The sequence below is a fragment of the Agrobacterium sp. YIC 4121 genome, assembly GCF_002008205.1.
Lineage (GTDB): Bacteria > Pseudomonadota > Alphaproteobacteria > Rhizobiales > Rhizobiaceae > Agrobacterium > Agrobacterium leguminum.
Map to the genome: position 1 here is coordinate 172,924 of NZ_MRDI01000004.1, position 18,444 is coordinate 191,367.

General features: G+C 61.2%; 13 protein-coding genes. 1 reads left to right on the forward strand and 12 read right to left on the reverse strand.

Annotated features, from left to right (window positions below; all coding sequences use genetic code 11):
• Positions 1–26 precede the first annotated feature (26 nt).
• From BTE54_RS08135 to BTE54_RS08165, 8 genes are all read right to left on the reverse strand, one after another.
• Positions 27–2,729 (reverse strand): sensor histidine kinase KdpD, encoded by a 2,703-nt coding sequence (locus BTE54_RS08135; protein ID WP_078052060.1) that lies wholly within the window; start codon positions 2,727–2,729, stop codon positions 27–29.
• A gap of 55 nt (positions 2,730–2,784) precedes the next feature.
• A complete protein-coding gene (gene kdpC / locus BTE54_RS08140) occupies positions 2,785–3,351 on the reverse strand; it encodes a potassium-transporting ATPase subunit KdpC (RefSeq protein WP_078052061.1) in 567 nt (188 codons plus the stop codon).
• A 12-nt stretch (positions 3,352–3,363) separates the two neighbouring features.
• Positions 3,364–5,448 carry a potassium-transporting ATPase subunit KdpB gene (gene kdpB, locus BTE54_RS08145; protein WP_065656534.1) on the reverse strand — a complete coding sequence of 695 codons (2,085 nt, stop codon included), beginning with the start codon at positions 5,446–5,448 and terminating at the stop codon, positions 3,364–3,366.
• 44 nt (positions 5,449–5,492) lie between these two features.
• Entirely contained in the window at positions 5,493–5,654 is a 162-nt protein-coding gene (locus tag BTE54_RS25060) for a hypothetical protein (protein WP_162934196.1), read from the reverse strand.
• A gap of 9 nt (positions 5,655–5,663) precedes the next feature.
• On the reverse strand, positions 5,664–7,367 hold the full coding sequence (gene kdpA, locus BTE54_RS08150) for a potassium-transporting ATPase subunit KdpA (protein ID WP_078052062.1): 1,704 nt from the start codon (positions 7,365–7,367) through the stop codon (positions 5,664–5,666).
• 135 nt (positions 7,368–7,502) lie between these two features.
• Positions 7,503–7,592, reverse strand: coding sequence for a K(+)-transporting ATPase subunit F (gene kdpF / locus BTE54_RS08155; protein ID WP_003506089.1), 90 nt, complete (start codon positions 7,590–7,592; stop codon positions 7,503–7,505).
• 374 nt (positions 7,593–7,966) lie between these two features.
• Positions 7,967–8,920 (reverse strand): asparaginase, encoded by a 954-nt coding sequence (locus BTE54_RS08160; RefSeq protein WP_078052063.1) that lies wholly within the window; start codon positions 8,918–8,920, stop codon positions 7,967–7,969.
• Positions 8,917–10,368: an amino acid permease gene (locus BTE54_RS08165; protein ID WP_078052064.1), complete on the reverse strand. Its 1,452-nt coding sequence runs from the start codon at positions 10,366–10,368 to the stop codon at positions 8,917–8,919. Before BTE54_RS08165 ends, BTE54_RS08160 begins: the two co-directional genes overlap by 4 nt.
• A gap of 272 nt (positions 10,369–10,640) precedes the next feature.
• Between BTE54_RS08165 and BTE54_RS08170 the strand changes: the two genes are divergently transcribed.
• Positions 10,641–12,068 (forward strand): aspartate ammonia-lyase, encoded by a 1,428-nt coding sequence (locus BTE54_RS08170; protein WP_233282686.1) that lies wholly within the window; start codon positions 10,641–10,643, stop codon positions 12,066–12,068.
• Here BTE54_RS08170 and BTE54_RS08175 read toward each other — a convergent pair.
• The 4 genes from BTE54_RS08175 to BTE54_RS08190 form a co-directional block, all read right to left on the reverse strand.
• Positions 12,037–12,753 carry a FadR/GntR family transcriptional regulator gene (locus BTE54_RS08175; protein ID WP_078052065.1) on the reverse strand — a complete coding sequence of 239 codons (717 nt, stop codon included), beginning with the start codon at positions 12,751–12,753 and terminating at the stop codon, positions 12,037–12,039. The genes BTE54_RS08170 and BTE54_RS08175 overlap by 32 nt on opposite strands.
• Before the next feature lie 197 nt (positions 12,754–12,950).
• Positions 12,951–16,022: an efflux RND transporter permease subunit gene (locus BTE54_RS08180; protein ID WP_078052066.1), complete on the reverse strand. Its 3,072-nt coding sequence runs from the start codon at positions 16,020–16,022 to the stop codon at positions 12,951–12,953.
• Positions 16,019–17,104: an efflux RND transporter periplasmic adaptor subunit gene (locus BTE54_RS08185; protein WP_059757757.1), complete on the reverse strand. Its 1,086-nt coding sequence runs from the start codon at positions 17,102–17,104 to the stop codon at positions 16,019–16,021. Before BTE54_RS08185 ends, BTE54_RS08180 begins: the two co-directional genes overlap by 4 nt.
• A complete protein-coding gene (locus BTE54_RS08190) occupies positions 17,104–18,180 on the reverse strand; it encodes an efflux RND transporter periplasmic adaptor subunit (RefSeq protein WP_078052067.1) in 1,077 nt (358 codons plus the stop codon). Before BTE54_RS08190 ends, BTE54_RS08185 begins: the two co-directional genes overlap by 1 nt.
• Positions 18,181–18,444: the final 264 nt, after the last annotated feature.

Consider the following 18,444-nt stretch of genomic DNA (forward strand, 5'->3'; position numbering starts at 1 on the left):
AGCTGCTTGTCGCCGGCAATCGCGCCTTAATCATGGTCTATCATCGGCGCATCGGCGGGAACCGGCAGACTGACGGTAAACTGTGCACCGGTGCGGCCCGACCTGTTTTCCGCGCGGATCGAACCGCCCATAGCCTCGATAAACCCCTTGCAGATGGATAGCCCCAGGCCCGTTCCGGCCTGCACATGATCCGCCTTGCGCACCCGGTAGAAACTGTCAAACACTCTCTCCGTATCGTCGGGCGGAATACCCGGCCCCGCATCGGCCACGGAGAGGAAGATATTTTTGCCCTGCCGCCAGCCGCGAATCTCGATAGCGGTATGTTCGGGAGCGTATTTGGCGGCATTGTCGATGAGATTGAACAGAACCTGTTCGAAAAGCACGGGGTCGACCTTCAGCATCGGCAGGTCGGAGGGAATATCCAGAACGATCTCATGCCTGACGACGATTTTCGCTGCGCGCGAAAGTGCGGTTCCGACCATATCGCCCACGAAATGCAGACCGTAATTCGGCTCCATCGCTCCCGACCCGATCCGCGTCATATCAAGAAGATTGGAGATGAAGCGGTTCAGCCGCTCGGATTCCTCGATGATCGTCGAAAGCAGTTCGGCGCGGGCATCCGGCGGGATGTCCTCGGCGAAATCCTTCAACGTTCCCGCCGAGCCCAGAATGGCCGCAAGCGGCGTCTTGAGATCATGGGAAATGGATGTCAGCAGCGCGGTGCGCAGCCGGTCGGTTTCCGCCGCAAGCCTCGCCCGGTCGACATCCGAGACGAGCTGGATTCGCTCGATGGCAAGTGCCGCCTGATCGGCCAGGGCATCGAACAGGCGCTGCTGTTCCGGCGTCAGAAGCGGGCCGAGCCGGTCATCGTCCAACCCCACCACGCCGACGGCGCCGCTGCCGGTGCGCAGGGGCAGATAAAGCCGTTTGGCGCCGGGCAGCGTATCCGCGCCCCTGCCCGCCGCCTTGTTATGTTCCCAGGCCCATTGCGCGGCGGCAATATCGGCATCCACCAGCGTATCGTCCGGCGGATATCCCGCCTTGACCGTGATCGTATTATTTTCAGGTAAAAGCAGAACGATACGAACCTTCAGCATCGAGGCCATCTGGAAAGCGGCCGCCCATAGGACATCGTCCAGCGTTCCCGTCACCGAAAGCTTCTTCGAGAACAGATATAAATCTTCCGTCGTTCGCGCCCTTGCCCGCGCGGCGGCGGCCTGCCGTTGCACGGCTGCGGTAAGATTGGAGGCGACAAGCGCCACGCCGAGATAAAACAGCAGCGCCACGACACTTTCCGGATCGCGAACTGTCAGGGTGTAACGCGGCTCAAGGAAGAAAAAATTGAATGCAAAAGCGCCGAGCAGGGAAGCATAAAGCGCTGGTCCCAGCCCGCCGCGCACGGCGGCGGCCAGAACCGCCATCAGGAACACCAGCGCTAGATTTCGAACATCGAGCGTCTGGTCGAGCACGATGCCGGCCACGATCGCGAGGCCGACGAAAAGGGTGCTGTTAAGATAAGGCCGTATGGAACCATGCGATTGCGCCGAGGCTGGCTTTGCGGTCTGGCCCAGCTTCTCTTCTTTTTTGTCGCCGGAAATGACGTGAACGCTGATATCGCCCGCATGGTCGATCAGATCATGCGTCAGCGAGCGCTGAAAAATCCGCTGCCACCAGGATTTTCGCGGGCGGCCGATGATGATGTGGGTGAAATTATTGGCGTTGGCGTAGGAGATGATCTCCCGCGTCAGATCGAGCGCCGGCAGGGTCACGGTCTCGCCGCCAAGCTGCTGGGCAAGCCGCATCGTGCCGGCCAGCCGGTCCTTCTCCGCCTCCGACAATTGCTGCGAACGCGGCGTATCGAGATGCAGCGCCGTCCAGGGCGCACGCAGACGATCCGCCTGCCGGCGGGCATAACGCACCAGACCCGGACCGTTGCCGCCATGATCGAGACAGACCAGAACCCTGTCTCCAGCCGCCCATGGGCCGGAAATGGCATGGGACTGCATGTGGTTGAGCAATTGCTCATCCACCCGTTGCGCGGTGCGCCGCAGCGCAAGCTCTCGCAACGCCGTCAGATTGCCGCGCGAGAAATAATTCTCGATGGCGCGCCGGGCGGTGCGGGGCAGGTAAACCTTGCCATCCTGCAGCCGCTTGATCAGATCGTCTGGCGTAATATCGATGATTTCGACATCGTCGGCCCGGTCGATAATGCTGTCGGGCACCGTTTCGCGGACACGGATGCGGGTGATCTGCGCAACGACGTCGTTCAGGCTTTCGACATGCTGGATGTTCAGCGTCGTATAGACGTCGATACCCTGCGCCAGAATTTCCTGAACGTCCATGTAGCGCTTGGGGTGGCGACTGCCGGCGGCATTGGTGTGGGCCAGTTCATCGACCAGAACCAGAGCGGGACGGCGGGCGAGAATGGCATCGAGATCCATCTCTTCCAGCACCTGGCCGCGATAATCGATACGCCGGCGCGCGATGATCTCGAAACCCTGCACCAGCGTTTCGGTTTCCCGGCGGCCATGGGTTTCCACGACGCCGATGACGGCATCCACCCCATCCGCCAGCTTCGCTCGGCCGGACATCAGCATTTCATAGGTCTTGCCGACGCCCGGTGCCGCCCCTAAAAATATCTTCAGCCGGCCACGCGTCTCGCGCCGGGCGTTTTCCAGCAGCGCATCGGGCGACGGTCGGCTCGGCATATCGCGATTGTCGTCAGGCATTTAACCCACCAGTGGTCGAGGCTATGGCTTGCGAACAAGCCATAGCCATTTCAGTTCATGAGCCGGCTGCGTCAAGAGCCATGTTGAGCGCCAGCACATTCACGACCGGCTCTCCCATGAATCCGAGTTCCGGTCCTTCGACATGGCGCTCGACGATGGCACGCAGGGATGCCTCATCCATGCCCCTTGCTTTGGCGACACGGGGAACCTGAAAATAAGCAGCCTCCGGCGAGACATGCGGATCAAGGCCGCTGCCCGAGGCCGTCACCAGATCGGCCGGAACCTCGGCCGTCGGATTTTCGGCTTTTGCGGTCTCGTAATCCTGTTTCACCCGGTCGATGAGCTTGGCGCTCGTCGGACCGAGATTGGATCCGGACGACGAAGCGGCATTGTAACCATCGCCGGCAGCCGATGGCCTGCCATGGAAATATTTCTCACTGGCAAAGGCCTGCCCGATCAATTGCGAACCTGCAACAGCACCATTCTTTTCGATGAGGCTGCCATTGGCCTGAAAAGGGAAGATCGCCTGCGCGAGACCCGTCATGCCCAGAGGATAGGCAAGGCCGGTGATAGCGGTGGTGGCGAGGATGAGCACCAGTGCGGGACGAAGCTGTTTGAACATTGTCTTTACTCCTCAGGCGAGACCGAGCGCCGTGACGGCGAGGTCGATGACCTTGATGCCGATGAAGGGAACGATGATGCCGCCGAGGCCATAGATGACCAGATTGCGCGACAGCAGCGCACCCGCGCCGATCGGCCGATATTTGACGCCCTTCAGCGAGAGCGGGATGAGCGCGATGATGATGAGCGCGTTGAAGATGATGGCCGACAGGATGGCGCTCTGCGGTGTCGAAAGCCCCATCACATTCAGAACGCCAAGCTGCGGATAGAGCACCAGGAACATTGCCGGGATGATGGCGAAATATTTGGCGATATCGTTGGCGATGGAGAACGTCGTCAGCGCGCCGCGCGTCATCAGCAATTGCTTGCCGATTTCCACGATCTCTATGAGCTTGGTCGGATCGCTGTCGAGATCGACCATATTGCCCGCCTCGCGTGCCGCAACCGTACCCGTATTCATGGCAACGCCGACATCGGCCTGCGCCAGCGCCGGCGCGTCGTTGGTGCCATCGCCGCACATAGCGACGAGCTTGCCCTTGGCCTGTTCCTCGCGGATAAGCTCCAGCTTGTTTTCCGGTGTCGCCTGGGCGAGGAAATCATCGACGCCAGCTTCGGCCGCAATCGCTGCTGCCGTCATGGGATTGTCGCCGGTGATCATCACCGTGCGGATGCCCATGCGGCGAAGCTCTGCGAAACGCTCGCGAATGCCGCCCTTGACGATGTCCTTCAGCTGAACGACGCCGAGCAGCTTGCCATCGCGCACGACGGCGAGCGGCGTGCCGCCGGTCTTGGCGATCTCTTCGGCAATTGTCCGGATGCCGCGTGCGGCGTCCGTTTCGGTTTTGACGGCAAGCGCCACATTGCCCTGTTGCGGAGCGCCGCCGTTAACATAGGCTAGAACGGCGTCGACTGCGCCCTTGCGAATGGAGGAGCCTTCGAAATCGACACCGCTCATGCGGGTCTGGGCGGTGAAGGGTACGAAATTCGCATGCAGCTTCTGCATGTCACGGGCGCGGATGCCGTATTTTTCCTTGGCGAGAACCACGATGGAACGGCCTTCCGGCGTTTCGTCAGCAAGGGAGGCAAGCTGCGCCGCATCGGCCAGTTCCTGCTCGGAAACGCCGGCAACGGGACGAAACTCGGTCGCCTGCCGGTTACCCAGGGTGATGGTGCCGGTCTTGTCGAGCAGCAGCGTATCCACATCGCCGGCGGCCTCGACGGCGCGGCCGGACATGGCCAGCACGTTGAAACGCACCAGCCTGTCCATGCCGGCAATGCCGATGGCGGACAGAAGCGCGCCGATGGTAGTCGGGATGAGCGTTACGAACAGAGCCACCAGCACGATGATCGGGATCGAACCGCCGGCATAGGCCGCGAAGCTCGGAATAGTAGCGGTGGCCAGCACGAAGATCAGCGTCATGCCCGCGAGCAGAATGTTGAGCGCGATCTCGTTCGGCGTCTTTTGGCGGTCAGCGCCTTCGACCAGCGAAATCATCCGGTCGAGGAAGGTGGAACCGGCGGCGGCGGTGATGCGAACCCTGATCCAGTCCGACAGCACCTGCGTGCCGCCGGTAACGGCCGAGCGATCACCGCCGGATTCGCGGATGACGGGGGCGGATTCGCCGGTGATTGCCGCCTCGTTGACGGAGGCGACACCTTCGATGACTTCGCCGTCGGAGGGAATGATATCGCCCGCCTCGACGAGAACGACATCGTTCACCTTCAGGCTGGTGCCCGCCACCATCTTATACTGGCTGCGATCATCGCCGGTGAGCAGTTTCGCCTGGGTTTCGGTGCGGGTCCGGCGCAGCGAATCCGCCTGCGCCTTGCCGCGCCCTTCGGCGACGGCTTCCGCGAAATTGGCGAACAATACGGTAAACCAGAGCCAGAGATTGATCTGGAAGGAAAAACCGAGATTGGCGCCGCCGGTGATGAGGTCGCGGATGAACAGCACTGTTGTCAGCACCGACACCGTCGCGACCACGAACATGACCGGGTTGCGCGCCAGCGTGCGTGGGTTGAGCTTTTTGAATGCGGCGGCAATGGCCGGCACGAGAATGCGAGAATCGAGGATGCTCGCTTGTTTGGACTGGCTCATGAAGAGGCTCCAACGTTTGAAACGGGGCGACCGATAAAGGTCGATCAGCCCGTGATAACTTCGAGAGCGACAACGGCGGCGACGAGAGCCGCCATCATCGCGAGAATGACATTGGAAGCGCACCAGCCGCCGGGCGTGGCGCTGCCTTTGACGGGAGCGCCTTTGCGGGCGGAGACGATGCGGTTACTTCGGGATTTGTCGTTCATGGCGTCACCTCAGAAGAGCTGGCCTGCCGCCATCACCAGATGTTCGGCAACGGGGCCGAGCGCCAGTGCAGGCAGGAAGGTAAGGCCGCCGACAATCACGATCGTGCCGACAAGCAGGCCGACGAAAAGCGGGCCATCCGTCGGGAAGGTGCCAGCCGAGGCCGGAACGGTCTTCTTGGTGACCAGCGAACCGGCAATGGCGAGTGCCGGAATGATGACCAGAAAACGGCCCATCAGCATGCCAAAGCCAAGCGTGATGTTGTACCAGGTGGTGTTGCCTGTGAGGCCGCCGAAGGCGGAGCCGTTATTGGCGGCCGCCGAGGTATAGGCATAGAGGATTTCGGAGAAGCCATGCGGCCCCGCGGTGCCGATCGATGCGACCGCCGAGGGCAGCACGGTGGCCGTTGCCGTGAAGACGAGCATGGCGAGCGGGAGGCAGAGAATGGCCAGAACCGCCATCTTCATTTCCTTGGCCTCGATCTTCTTGCCGAGATATTCCGGTGTGCGCCCGACCATCAGCCCCGCCACGAAGATGGCGATGACGATGAAGAGCAGAATGCCGTAAAAACCCGCGCCGACACCGCCGACGATCACCTCGCCCAACTGCATGTTGATCAGCGGGATAAGACCGCCTAGCGCCGTGAAGCTGCCATGCATGGCGTTGACCGCGCCGCAGGAGGCGGCGGTGGTGATGACCGCAAAGAGCGACGAGAGCGCCACGCCGAAACGGACCTCCTTGCCCTCCATATTGCCGCCGGCAAGACCGAAGCTGTGCATCAGCGGGTTTCCGGCCGCTTCCGCCCAATAGGTGACGGCGGCGCCGGCGATGAACAGCACGCCCATGGCGGCGAGGATCGCCCAACCCTGGCGCTGGTTACCGACCATGCGGCCGAAGACGTTGGTAAAGGCTGCACCAATGGCGAAGATCGACACCATCTGGATCATGTTGGAAATGGCATCCGGGTTCTCGAAGGGGTGCGCCGAATTGGCGTTGAAGAAACCGCCGCCATTGGTGCCCAGCATCTTGATCGCCAGCTGTGACGCGACGGGGCCGACGGCAATCGTCTGCTGCGCGCCTTCCAGCGTCTGTGCGTTCACATAGGCGCCCAGCGTCTGCGGCACGCCGAGCCAGACGTAAACGAGAGTCAGCACGATGCAGAGGGGTAAAAGCACGTAGAGGGTCGAGCGAACCATATCCACCCAGAAATTGCCGATCGCCTTGCCGGAAGCGCGCGAGAATGCGCGGATCAGGCCGATGGCGATTGCCATGCCTGTTGCGGCGGAAACGAAGTTCTGGACGGTGAGACCCGCCATCTGGGTCAGATAGGACAGGGTGCTTTCGCCGCCATAATTCTGCCAGTTGGTGTTGGTGACGAAGCTGACCGCCGTATTGAAGGACAATTCCGGCCCCACGGCCGCCATTCCCTGCGGATTATAGGGCAGCACTGCCTGAAAGCGCATCAGGGCATAAAGCAGGGCAAAACCGAGCAGGTTGAAGAGAAGCATGGAGAAAGCATAGGTCGTCCAGTGCTGCTCCTCACGCTCGCTTGTCCCGGCAAGGGCATAAAGGCCGCGCTCGACGGGTGCGAGAACCGGCGACAGCAGGGTGCGCTCGCCATTAAAGACACGCGCCATATAGAAGCCGAGCGGCTTCACCAGCGCAAAAATGATCCCGCAAAACAGCAGAATCTGAAACCATCCATTGAGGGTCATGGTATTGAACTTTCAATAAAGCATCGGACCGAAAAGTGTCATGCGGTTTTCGGAAAATCCGATGCTCGGACAGAAAGAGAGAGCGGCGGATTCGATTCCATTTTTCTCTCCGCCGCGCGAACCGCCGCTTCCCGATCAGAAACGTTCGGGGCGAATGAGAGCATAGGTGAGATAGGCGGCGATAAAGACCGTGACGGCGCCGCTCAAGATATAGTCGAATGTCATCGCAGCCTCCGTCTAAAGCCGGTCGCAGGCGCGCGTATAGGCAAAGCAGAGGGCGAAAAACACCGTGGCTGCGCCGATCAGAACAACATCCATCATCGATGGGACTCCTTTTTATTCGAGGAGCCGGACAGGAAGAAAAGCGCCGTCATGTGGGACGTCGCTTTTCACTCTTTCTGGCTGAGAAGGGAACACCATCCCTTCACGCACAGAAGAATGCACCCGAACCGCATAAAGGTTCGAGACGGCCACAGAGGCAATAAAATAGGAATCCTATAGGAATTTCGATGCCCGCCGGTCGCGGGCATCGCTGCCGCTAATTAGAGTTTGACGCATTTCCGGGCGGAAAACCGGGGTCCACTTTTCCTGGAAATGCTCTAAGAGAGCGGGCTGTCACCGAAAGCGGAAACGATGGTTTCCGCCGGGCTTTTACCGGCCAGCAGCGTGGCCAGCAAAATGCGGGCCTGGCCCGGGCGAAGCGTGGATGAATGCACGGCGCCCGCCGCGACAAGATCATGCCCGCCGCCGCCGCCGCCATAAGTCGCCACCAGCTGCCCTTCCGGCACGCGGCTGGAAACGATGACGGGAACGCCGCGTTCGGCGCAGCGCTTCACAGCCTCGGCGATACGTGGATTGGCGTTGCCGGAACCGAGTGCGGCAAGAACGATGCCTTTCGCGCCCGCCTGCAGGCTTGCATCGATATGGGTCGCGTCACAGCCGGGATGAATGGCGACGATATCGACGCGCTGATCGGTTACCGGGGCGGGAAGCCGCAGCGTTGCGGCAGCAGCCAGCGGCCGGGCGGAGCGGAAGGCGTCCGCCTCGTCCGCGCTCAGCTTATAAAGCCCCCAGGCCGGCAGACAGCGGCCGCCGAAGGAGAGGAGCACGCCTTTTGCGGCATTCGCCTGATCGAGCGCTGTTTCTATGGCCCGGGCCAGATTGGCCGGCCCATCCGCGTCCTTATGGTCTGCCGTAAACTGCGCGCCGGTGAAGACCACCGGCTTTGTGATGGCCCGCTGCAAATGCACGAGCAGCGAGGATTCTTCCATGGCGTCGGTGCCATGCAGAACCACGATGCCGGCAACGCCGGGATCATCGAGCTCGGCGCCCACAGCATCGCTGATGCGCTGCATGTCTGCCAGTGTCAGGCTGGAGGAATCCTTCGCCATCAGGTCGACCGGCTTCAGCCGGGCGTTGATCTGCGGAACCAGCGCCAGCAGATCCTCACCCGAAAGGCTGGGCGTGCTTACGCCATCGGCACCACGCCGGCTGGCGATGGTGCCGCCGGTGGCGATGACCGCCACCAGAGGCGTTGCGTCCTGCCCGCTCACTGCGATGCTCCCGCACGCTCGTCCGCAAGGCGGTAGATGCGGTCACGCAAGAGATACCAGCCGATGACGAGCGCCGGGATGATGACCAGCAGCGAGGCGATGGTCCAGGAGCCGACGGGATAATCGAAGGCCATCAGCACCAGCACGCCGAACAGGAAGATGAGCGTGAGAATGCCGGTGTACGGCGCGCCGAACATGCGGAAATCCGGACGCACGAGTTCACCACGCTTGGAAAGCTGCCAGAGCTTCAACTGGCAGAGCACGATGACGGCCCATGCGCAGATGATGCCGAGCGCTGAGAGGTTGAGCGCGATCTCGAAGGCCGAAGCGGGAACGACGGCGTTCAGCGCCACACCGAGAACGGTGACGACGGCGGTCACCGCGATGCCGCCATAGGGCACGCCGTTCTTGTTCATCTTCGCAAGTGCTGCCGGCGCCGAGCCGGAAACCGCCATCGAGTGCAGGATGCGGCCGGTGGAATAAAGCCCGGCATTGAGCGAGGACAGCACGGCGGTCAGAACCACGAGGTTCATGATCACGTCAGCGCCCTGCACGCCGATGGAACCGAAGAAGGTGACGAAGGGGCTCTCGCCGGCCTTGTAGGCGGTATAGGGCAGAAGCAGCGCGAACAGCAGCACCGAACCGACATAAAAGACCACGAGACGCAGGACCACGGCCCGGATGGCGCGGGGCATGACCTTGCGCGGGTCTTCCGTCTCGCCTGCCGCCGTGCCGATCAGTTCGATGGAGGCATAAGCGAAGACGACGCCCTGTATGATGACGAAGGCTGGCAAAATACCGTTCGGGAAGAAACCGCCATTATCGGTGATGATGCTAAAGCCGGTGACATGGCCTTCGATGGGGGTGCCGAAAATGACGAAATAAATGCCGACCACGAGGAAGATCGCAAGCGCCAGCACCTTGATGAGGCTGAACCAGAATTCGAGCTCACCAAAGACCTTCACCGACAGCATGTTCATGGCCAGCACGACCAGAAGCGCCGTCATCGCGAAGACCCACTGATCGATACCCGCAAGCCACGGAACATATTGCTTGAAGAAATTCATGTAGAGAGCAACGGCGGTCACATCCGCCACCGAGGTCATGGCCCAGTTCAGCCAGTACATCCAGCCGGCCGCGAAGGCCATCTTCTCGCCGTAGAACTCACGGGCATAGGACACGAAGGAACCGGAGCTCGGACGATGCATGATCAACTCGCCGAGCGCGCGCAGCACCAGAAAAGCGAAGAAGCCACAAAGCGCATAAACAAATACCAGCGCCGGGCCTGCCTGTGCCAGACGTCCGCCCGCACCGAGGAAAAGCCCGGTGCCGATGGCGCCGCCAATGGCGATCATCTGAATCTGACGCGGTTTGAGGGCCTTGTGGTAACCGAGGTCTTCTTCGACGAAGACCTCACGATCGGCAGACGCCGTTTTCCCAGAATGCATGGATATTTATCCTCCCGATAAAGTGCTTGCAGTCGGCGATAAGCCGGAAATGAAAATGAAACTGGCACAGTCCGCGCTGGAATATGGCCAGCATGCATGCTCATGCGCGCTGTAAAGCTGCATGACAGATTTTCGCCCCTCATAATGGCAGATAATGCCGTTCGTCAAGCGTATTCGATATGATTGACCTTCTCCTCCACCCCAATTAAGGTCAAAAATCTGTAAGACAGCTTTACAGATATAGCAACGCTTAAAAGCCAGTGGAGGAAAAAGTGAGCGTGACGCGCAAGGAGCATGATTTGCTCGGGACCAAGGAAATTCCGGCGGATGTCTATTGGGGCGTGCACACGGCACGCGCTGTGGAGAACTTCAAGATCACCGGGGTGACCATCGGCCACAACCCCTATCTCGTCCGGGGACTGGCCTATGTGAAGGAGGCGGCGGCACGCGCAAACCACGAGCTCGGCCTTCTGGACACAGAACGCATGGAAGCCATCGCCGAGGCCTGCCGCGAAATCCGCGCCGGCGCGCTGCATGAGCAGTTCGTGGTGGATGAAATTCAGGGCGGCGCCGGCACTTCCACGAACATGAACGCCAATGAGGTCATCGCCAACCGTGCGCTCGAACTGCTCGGACACGAAAAAGGCGATTATGCCCGCCTTCACCCCAATGACCATGTCAATCTCAGCCAGTCGACCAACGACGCCTATCCGACCGCGATCAATGTCGGCCTGATCGAGGCCATCGACGATCTGGCCGCTTCCATGGGTGTGCTGAAGGATGCCTTCGACCGCAAGGCGCAGGAATTCGCCGGCTTCATCAAGATCGGCCGCACGCAATTGCAGGACGCCGTGCCGATGACGCTCGGCCAGGAATTCCGCACCTTCGTGGTGATGCTGGGAGAAGATCAGGCGCGCCTCATCGAATCCGCAGCACTTCTGCACGAGATCAATCTCGGCGCCACCGCCATCGGTACCGGGCTGAATGCACCGCGTGGTTATGCCGAGCTTGCCTGCCAGCATCTGGCGGAACTGACCGGACGACCGCTGGTGACGGCGGCAGACCTCATCGAAGCCACACAGGACCCCGGCGCCTTCGTGCATCTCTCCGGCGTGCTGAAACGCGTTGCCGTAAAGCTGTCGAAAACCTGCAACGACCTTCGCCTGCTCTCTTCCGGCCCGCGCGCCGGGATTGGCGAAATCACCCTGCCATCGGTTCAGGCGGGTTCCAGCATCATGCCAGGCAAGATCAATCCGGTCATTCCCGAAGTGGTCAATCAGGTGGCCTATGCGGTGATCGGCAATGACATCACCATCACCATGGCCGCTGAAGCCGGGCAATTGCAGTTGAACGCTTTCGAGCCAATCATCGTGCGAGCCTTGTCGCAGAGCATCAGCCAGCTCAGCGCCGCCTGCCGCACGCTGGCGGAACGCTGCGTCGACGGCATCGTCGCCAATCCGGCGATCATGGCGCAGCGCGTGGAAGAATCCATCGGTCTCGCCACCGCGCTCAACCCGTTGATCGGTTATTATGCGGCGACAGAGGTGGCGAAGGAGGCGCTTGCCAGTGGCCGCACGGTGCCGCAGGTGGTTCTGGAACGCGGTTATCTCACCGATGCGCAATTGCAGCAGGCGCTGAGCCCGCGGCACCTTGCCAACCTGCCCGCCGTCACGGCTGGCGAAGCCGATCTTCGCCAATAATCGTCGTCACCACCTGCTTCACCTGCCCAAGGTGAAGCTCCATCGCCTCCCGCGCCTCGGGCGCTGAACACCGCCGGATCGCCTCGACGATCCGGCGGTGCTCGAAATTCGAGGCGACGCGTCGACCGGCCATCAGGTTGACCATCTCTGACTGTTGGGACAGCGCCTCGCGGGCATCGGCCACCACCTTGGCGAACAGCCTGTTGGCCGAAGCTTCCGCAATGGCGCAATGGAATTGCCCATCCAGCAGCACCCAGGGATGCGGCCTTTCTTCGGCTTCCATTCGATCACAGAGGTCAAGCAGGACTTCCAGCTGAGCATTCGTGCGCCTCAACGCCGCCCAACCGGCCGCAGGAACTTCGATGAAGGGGCGGGCCTCGATCAAATCGCGGGCGGAATAGGCGCCGTAATTCAATTCGGAAGGCGGGGTCGGCGTCATCACATAGGTGCCGCTTCCGGTGCGGGTCTGTGTCAGCCCCAGGGTCTGGAGCGACCGCAAAGCCTCGCGAATGATCGGCCGGCTGACGCCATATCGGGCGGCCAGATGGGCTTCGGAAGGCAGCCGGGTGCCGACCGCAAGCTGCCCCGAGGTGATGGCGGAACGGATATCATCGAACACAGCTTCTGCGGCATTCTTGCGATTGATCGGCTGCGCATCCGACAGCCAATCCGACAACCCGCCCATCTTCAAACCCTCCGCACTCTCAATATGTTCGCAATATCAACGCAAAACCAGACAACCGCCCAAACGCAAAGGACGGCCGCCGCTCTCGCGGCCAAGCCGACCTTCCTAACATTATCCTGCCCGCCGGAACAACGACGGCGGATATTTTTGTTGGAGGGAGGGTGCGGCACCGCCGCACCCTCCCTCCGCGTCAGATATTACGCCTTGATTTCGGCTGCCTCCGGCTTGTCATCCTCACGCGGAATGCGGAACCACGCGACATAGAGCGCCGGCAGGAAAAGCAACGTGAGCGCCGTGCCAACCACAATGCCGCCCATCATCGCATAGGCCATCGGCCCCCAGAAGATTTCCCGCGATATGGGGATGAGGGCAAGCGTGGCCGCCGCCGCCGTCAGCATGATCGGCCGCATGCGGTGCTCGGTCGCCTCGATGACGGCACGCCATGCCGAAACCCCTTCGCTTCTCAAATGCTCGATCTGCACGACGAGAATTACCGAGTTGCGGATCAGGATGCCAATCAGCGCTAGCACGCCGAGAATGGCGACGAAGCCCATCGGTGCATTGGAGAAGAGCAGCGCCACCACGACGCCGATCAGGGCAGTCGGCGCCACGGCGAAGACCAGGAACAGCCGGCTGAAGCTCTGCAACTGGATCATCAGGATCGTCGCCATCGCAAACAGCATCATGGGCACGACAGCGACGATCGGCGCTTGCGAATCCGCACTGGATTCCACCGAACCGCCCGTCTCCAGTGTGTAGCCGACGGGAAGCGTTTTCTGGAACGCCTCGATTTTCGGCTTCAGCTGCTCCACAATCGTCGCTGGCTGCGTCGGGCCGATAATGGCAGCCTTGACGGTGACAGTCGGGATCCTGTCACGACGCCAGATGGTCGGCTGCTCCAGCTCATAACGGAAATTGGCGATTGCCGAGAGCGGCACGGCCTTGCCGTTGGTTGCCGGCAATTGCAGGTTTTGCAAGGTCTCGATGGAGCCGCGCTCCGAAAGCTGCGCCCGCGCCACCACGTTGACGAGATAGATATCGTCCCTCACCTGCGTGACTGTGGAGCCTTCGACAATGCTGTTCATGGCATTGGCGATATCTTCCGACGAGACGCCGAGCTGGCGGGCCTTGTCCTGCAGAACATCCACTTTCACCACGCGCGTCGGCTCGTTCCAGTCCATGACCATGTTGGACAGCAGCCGGTGTTCGCCGACGATGCCCGACAATTGCTGCCCGAGCTCGCGGACCTTCTGGATATCAGGACCGCTGAGGCGATATTGTACCGGTTTTCCGACCGGAGGACCGATATCGAGCAGTTTCACGAAGGCGTCGGTGCCGATAAAAGTCTTGTTCAGATAGTCCTGCAACTCGGCACGCACCTTGTCGCGCACATCCAGCCCCTTGGTGACGATGACCGTCTGGCCGAAGGTGACATCAGGCGTCTGCACGTCGAAGGACAGGATGAAACGCGGCGCGCCTTCGCCGACATAGGTTGTCCAATGGTCGATATCCGGATTCTTGGCCAGCATGTCCTGCTCGAACTGCGCCATCTGGCGGTTGGTCTCGGCAATCGAACTGTTCTGCGGCAGGTTCCAGTCAACGATCAGTTCCACGCGGTCGGATGACGGGAAGAACTGCTGCTGCACAAGGCCCATGCCGCCGACGGAAAGGCCGAACAGCGCGATGGTAAGGATGATCGTCACCCAGCGCCAGCGCAACGCCCGGCCGAGAAGCCACGAAAAGGCTGAGGCAAAGCGGCCCTTTTTCTCATGATGCGATTTCATCGTCTTCGGCAGGATCGTCACGCCGAGCAGCGGCGTGAACAGGACCGCGACGATCCATGACACGATCAGTGAAACGGCGATCACCACAAAAAGCGTGAAGGTGAATTCACCCGCCGCGCTGTTGTTGAGACCGACCGGAATGAAGCCGGCAACGGTGACCAGCGTACCGGTCAGCATCGGGAAAGCGGTAGAGGTGTAAACATAGGTCGCCGCTTTCCTGAGATCGTCTCCGACCTCAAGCCGCGCGACCATCATCTCGACGGCGATCATCGCATCGTCGACGAGAAGCCCGAGCGCGATGATGAGGGCGCCCAGAGAGATACGCTGCAAGGAAATGCCGGTATATTCCATGTAGACGAAGGTGATCGCCAGCACGAGCGGAATGGAAACGGCAACCACCATGCCGGCCCTGAGGCCAAGGCTGATGAAGCTGATGACGAGAACGATGGCGATGGCCTCGAACAGCGCCGAGGTGAAGCCCGAGACTGCCTCATCGACCACGGCCGGCTGATCGGACACGCGATGCACATCGACGCCAACAGGCAGATCCGCAACCACCCGCTTCATCTGCGCATCCAGCGCCTCGCCGAAGTGCAGCAGGTTCGCGCCGGTTTTCATGCCGATCGCAAGGCCGATGGCCGGCTGGCCGTTAAAGCGGAACAGCGAGGACGGCGGATCGACATAACCGCGCCGGATCGTCGCCACTTCCGTCAGAGGGAAGAACCGGTTGTTGACCCGCAGATTGATGGACCGCAGGCTGTCTTCGGAGGTGAACTGGCCGCTGACGCGCAGCGCCACGCGCTCAGGCCCGGCATTGACGAAGCCGGATTGCGTGACGGCGTTCTGGGCTTGCAGCGTCTTGATGATCGATTGCTGGTCGATGCCGAGCGCCGCGATCTGCCGCGTGGAGAACTCCAGATAGATCGTCTCATCCTGTGCGCCGATGACATCGACCTTGCCGATATTGTCGACGGTCAGCACCTTCGCACGCGCATCCTCCACCAGATCGCGCAATTGCCGCTGGCTGAGACCGTCGCTGGTGAAGGCGTAGATATTGCCATAGACATCGCCGAAGCGGTCGTTGAAGAAGGGACCGACAACGCCCGAGGGGAAATCGCCCTTGATGTCGCCGATCATGTTGCGCACCCGCACCCAGGTCGGCTCGACGTTGCGTGCCTTGGTTTCCGGCACCAGTTCCACGAAGATCGTCGTACGGCCGGCCACCGTCTGGCTGCGCAGATGGTCGAGATTATCGAGTTCCTCGAGCTTCTTCTCGATCCTGTCGGTCACCTGCCGCGCCACTTCTTCGGCGGAAGCGCCGGGCCATTGCGCGCTGATCACCATCGTCTTGATGGTGAAGTTCGGATCTTCCTCGCGGCCGAGGTTGAGATAGGAGAAAACGCCGGCAAGAACGAAAACCAGCATGAAGTACCAGACGAGCGAACGGTGTTCGAGCGCCCAGTCGGAGAGATTGAATTTCTTCACTGACGGACCTCCTGATCGATCCTGATGGCTTGTCCATCCTTGAGCTTGTGAACGCCGGCGCTGGCAACACGCTCGCCGGGCTTAACGCCGCCGGTGATGCGCACGCTGCCGCCTTCGGCAGGCTCGCCCTCTATCGTGACCGGGCGGAGCGTTACCGTTGCCGTATCGGCATTGACGATCCAGACACCCCATCCATTGTCGGTTTTCAGCAGGGCAGATGAAGGAAGCATGATCTGCGGTTCGGATGCGGCAAGCACCGAGGCCGTGACGACGGAACCGAGCCGGAATGCCGGCGGCGCATCCTGCAGGCTGATCTTCGTGCGGCGCGTGCGCGTCGCCGTTTCGGCTTCCGGAGCAATCTCGCGGACCACGCCGGTGGTGCGAATTTTCGGATCGAGCTGCAGGGCGATCTCGAAGGCGGAGCCGATCTCCAGACGCTGCGCCGCAAATTGCGGAACGTCGACCACCACGTCGCGCACTTCCGGGCGGGCAATGGTCACGACCGTTTGCCCGGCCGAGACGACCTGACCGATTTCGCCCGAAGTTGCCGTCACCACACCGTCAAATTCCGCATGCAACTGCGCATAACCCAGCTGCTCCTCGGCCTTGTCTAGGTTGGCGCGGGCCTTGGCGACGGACGCATTGGCCGTGCGGGTGGCCTGCTCGGCCTCTTCCAGTGCCGCTTCCGTGCCGCTGCGGGCTTCGGCCAGCACGCGCTGGCGCTGCTCGGTCGTCACTGCATTGGCCAGCTGCGCTTCCGCATTGGAGAGGTCGGATTGCGCGCTCTTAACCGCAAGCTCGAGCGCGAGCGGATCGATTGATGCAACCACGTCGCCCTTCTTGACCAGATCGGCCACATCGACATTGCGGGCGATAATGCGCCCGAGCACGCGAAAGCCGAGATCGGTCTGAATGCGCGATTCCACCGTGCCGGTCAGCCGCAGGGCATCGGCCGGCTTCTCTTCCACGACGACGGAAAGCACCGGGCGCGGCGCCTCGGCGGCGGCTTCCTGCTTGTCCTCGCAGGAGGAAACCGCAATCGCCACAGCCACCAAAAACAAGCTTTTGTATATACTGGACATTATTGTGCCTGCCCCTTTTCATAGGCGACCTTTTCACCGGCGCGGAGAAATTTGGTGCCGACGGTGACGACGAGATCGCCGGGATTAAGCCCCTGCGTGATGACGAATTGACCGGTCTCGTAATCGGCGACCTCAACACGCCGCATGGCGATTTCCGAGGATTGCGGATCGACCACCCAGACGGCGGGGAAGCCGTCCTGCGACGTCATCGCCGACCACGGAAGCTCAATCGCATCGACCTGTTTGAAGCGGAAATGGCCGGATACAGGCGCGCCGAGCGGCATGGTCATATCGCCGTTCAGGCCGACCTTGACCCTGATCGTTCCATTGTCCGGGTCGATCGTCGGAGAAATCTCCCGCACCGGCGCCGCAACGCTGCGGGCGGGGTCCGACAGGAGGTTGACATTGACAAGATTGTCGATATCACGCTCGAGGAACAGGGATTCATAAACATCGAAAACCGCATCGCGCGGCCCGTCATGCGCCAGCGTGAAGACGAGCTGGGCGGCCTGCGCCACCTGGCCGACTTCGACATTGCGCGCGGTGATAACGCCATCCGCATCCGCCCTGAGTTCCGTATAGGACAGGGCATCGCGCGCCGTATCGAGCTGCGCCTGCGCCGATCTCACCGCCCCTTGCGTCGTGAGAAGGGTTTCCTGAGCCTTGTCTACCGCCGAACGCGAGGTCACCTGCGTCTTGAAAAGACTTTGCTGACGGTCGAACGTCAATTGCGCCTGCGTCTGCTGCGCTTCCGCTGATTGCAGGTTGGCCAGGGCGACATCGAGATCGGCCTTCTGCTCTTCGGGATCCATGCGGGCAAGCAATTGCCCGGTCTTCACCCGTGCGCCCACATCCACCAGCCGCTCGGTGATTTTGCCGCTGACCCGGAAGGACAGGTCCGTCTGGACCCGCGCCTTTACTTCGCCCGTGATGACGCTGCCGCGATCAACGGGTTTTTTCTCAGCCACGACCACATCGACGGTGCGGAGCGGCTTTTCGGCGGGCGGCTCTTCATTGCTGCAGGACGACAGGGCGAAAATACCGCCAAGCGCCGCCGCGATAAGAATGGTTCTCATGGTGACCTCTTGATCTTCGCCTCATCCTATAATATTTGACTGACTGAATAGTCAATGAAATTTTTATGCCGCTGATCGGGGAGCTGTCCGGAGTATCGGCACGGGTTCCCGAATGATCATTCCCTTCTCGTCCGGCACATACCTGCGGGCGCATTGGCAATGTTCCGGCATAGTGAAGCATGCGCGCGCCTTCACAAAAATCGTTCCGGTTTTTGCGCCGGTGCTATAGGCAAACCCATCTCTCATTTCCGCCAATCGCGACGG

What these genes read in the sequence shown, in the direction of transcription:
- BTE54_RS08135 (WP_078052060.1), bottom strand. Translation starts at nt 2,729, where the DNA reads ATGCCTGACGACAATCGCGATATGCCGAGCCGACCGTCGCCCGATGCG.
- kdpC (WP_078052061.1), bottom strand. Translation starts at nt 3,351, where the DNA reads ATGTTCAAACAGCTTCGTCCCGCACTGGTGCTCATCCTCGCCACCACC.
- kdpB (WP_065656534.1), bottom strand. Translation starts at nt 5,448, where the DNA reads ATGAGCCAGTCCAAACAAGCGAGCATCCTCGATTCTCGCATTCTCGTG.
- BTE54_RS25060 (WP_162934196.1), bottom strand. Translation starts at nt 5,654, where the DNA reads ATGAACGACAAATCCCGAAGTAACCGCATCGTCTCCGCCCGCAAAGGC.
- kdpA (WP_078052062.1), bottom strand. Translation starts at nt 7,367, where the DNA reads ATGACCCTCAATGGATGGTTTCAGATTCTGCTGTTTTGCGGGATCATT.
- kdpF (WP_003506089.1), bottom strand. Translation starts at nt 7,592, where the DNA reads ATGACATTCGACTATATCTTGAGCGGCGCCGTCACGGTCTTTATCGCC.
- BTE54_RS08165 (WP_078052064.1), bottom strand. Translation starts at nt 10,368, where the DNA reads ATGCATTCTGGGAAAACGGCGTCTGCCGATCGTGAGGTCTTCGTCGAA.
- BTE54_RS08175 (WP_078052065.1), bottom strand. Translation starts at nt 12,753, where the DNA reads ATGGGCGGGTTGTCGGATTGGCTGTCGGATGCGCAGCCGATCAATCGC.
- BTE54_RS08185 (WP_059757757.1), bottom strand. Translation starts at nt 17,104, where the DNA reads ATGTCCAGTATATACAAAAGCTTGTTTTTGGTGGCTGTGGCGATTGCG.
- BTE54_RS08190 (WP_078052067.1), bottom strand. Translation starts at nt 18,180, where the DNA reads ATGAGAACCATTCTTATCGCGGCGGCGCTTGGCGGTATTTTCGCCCTG.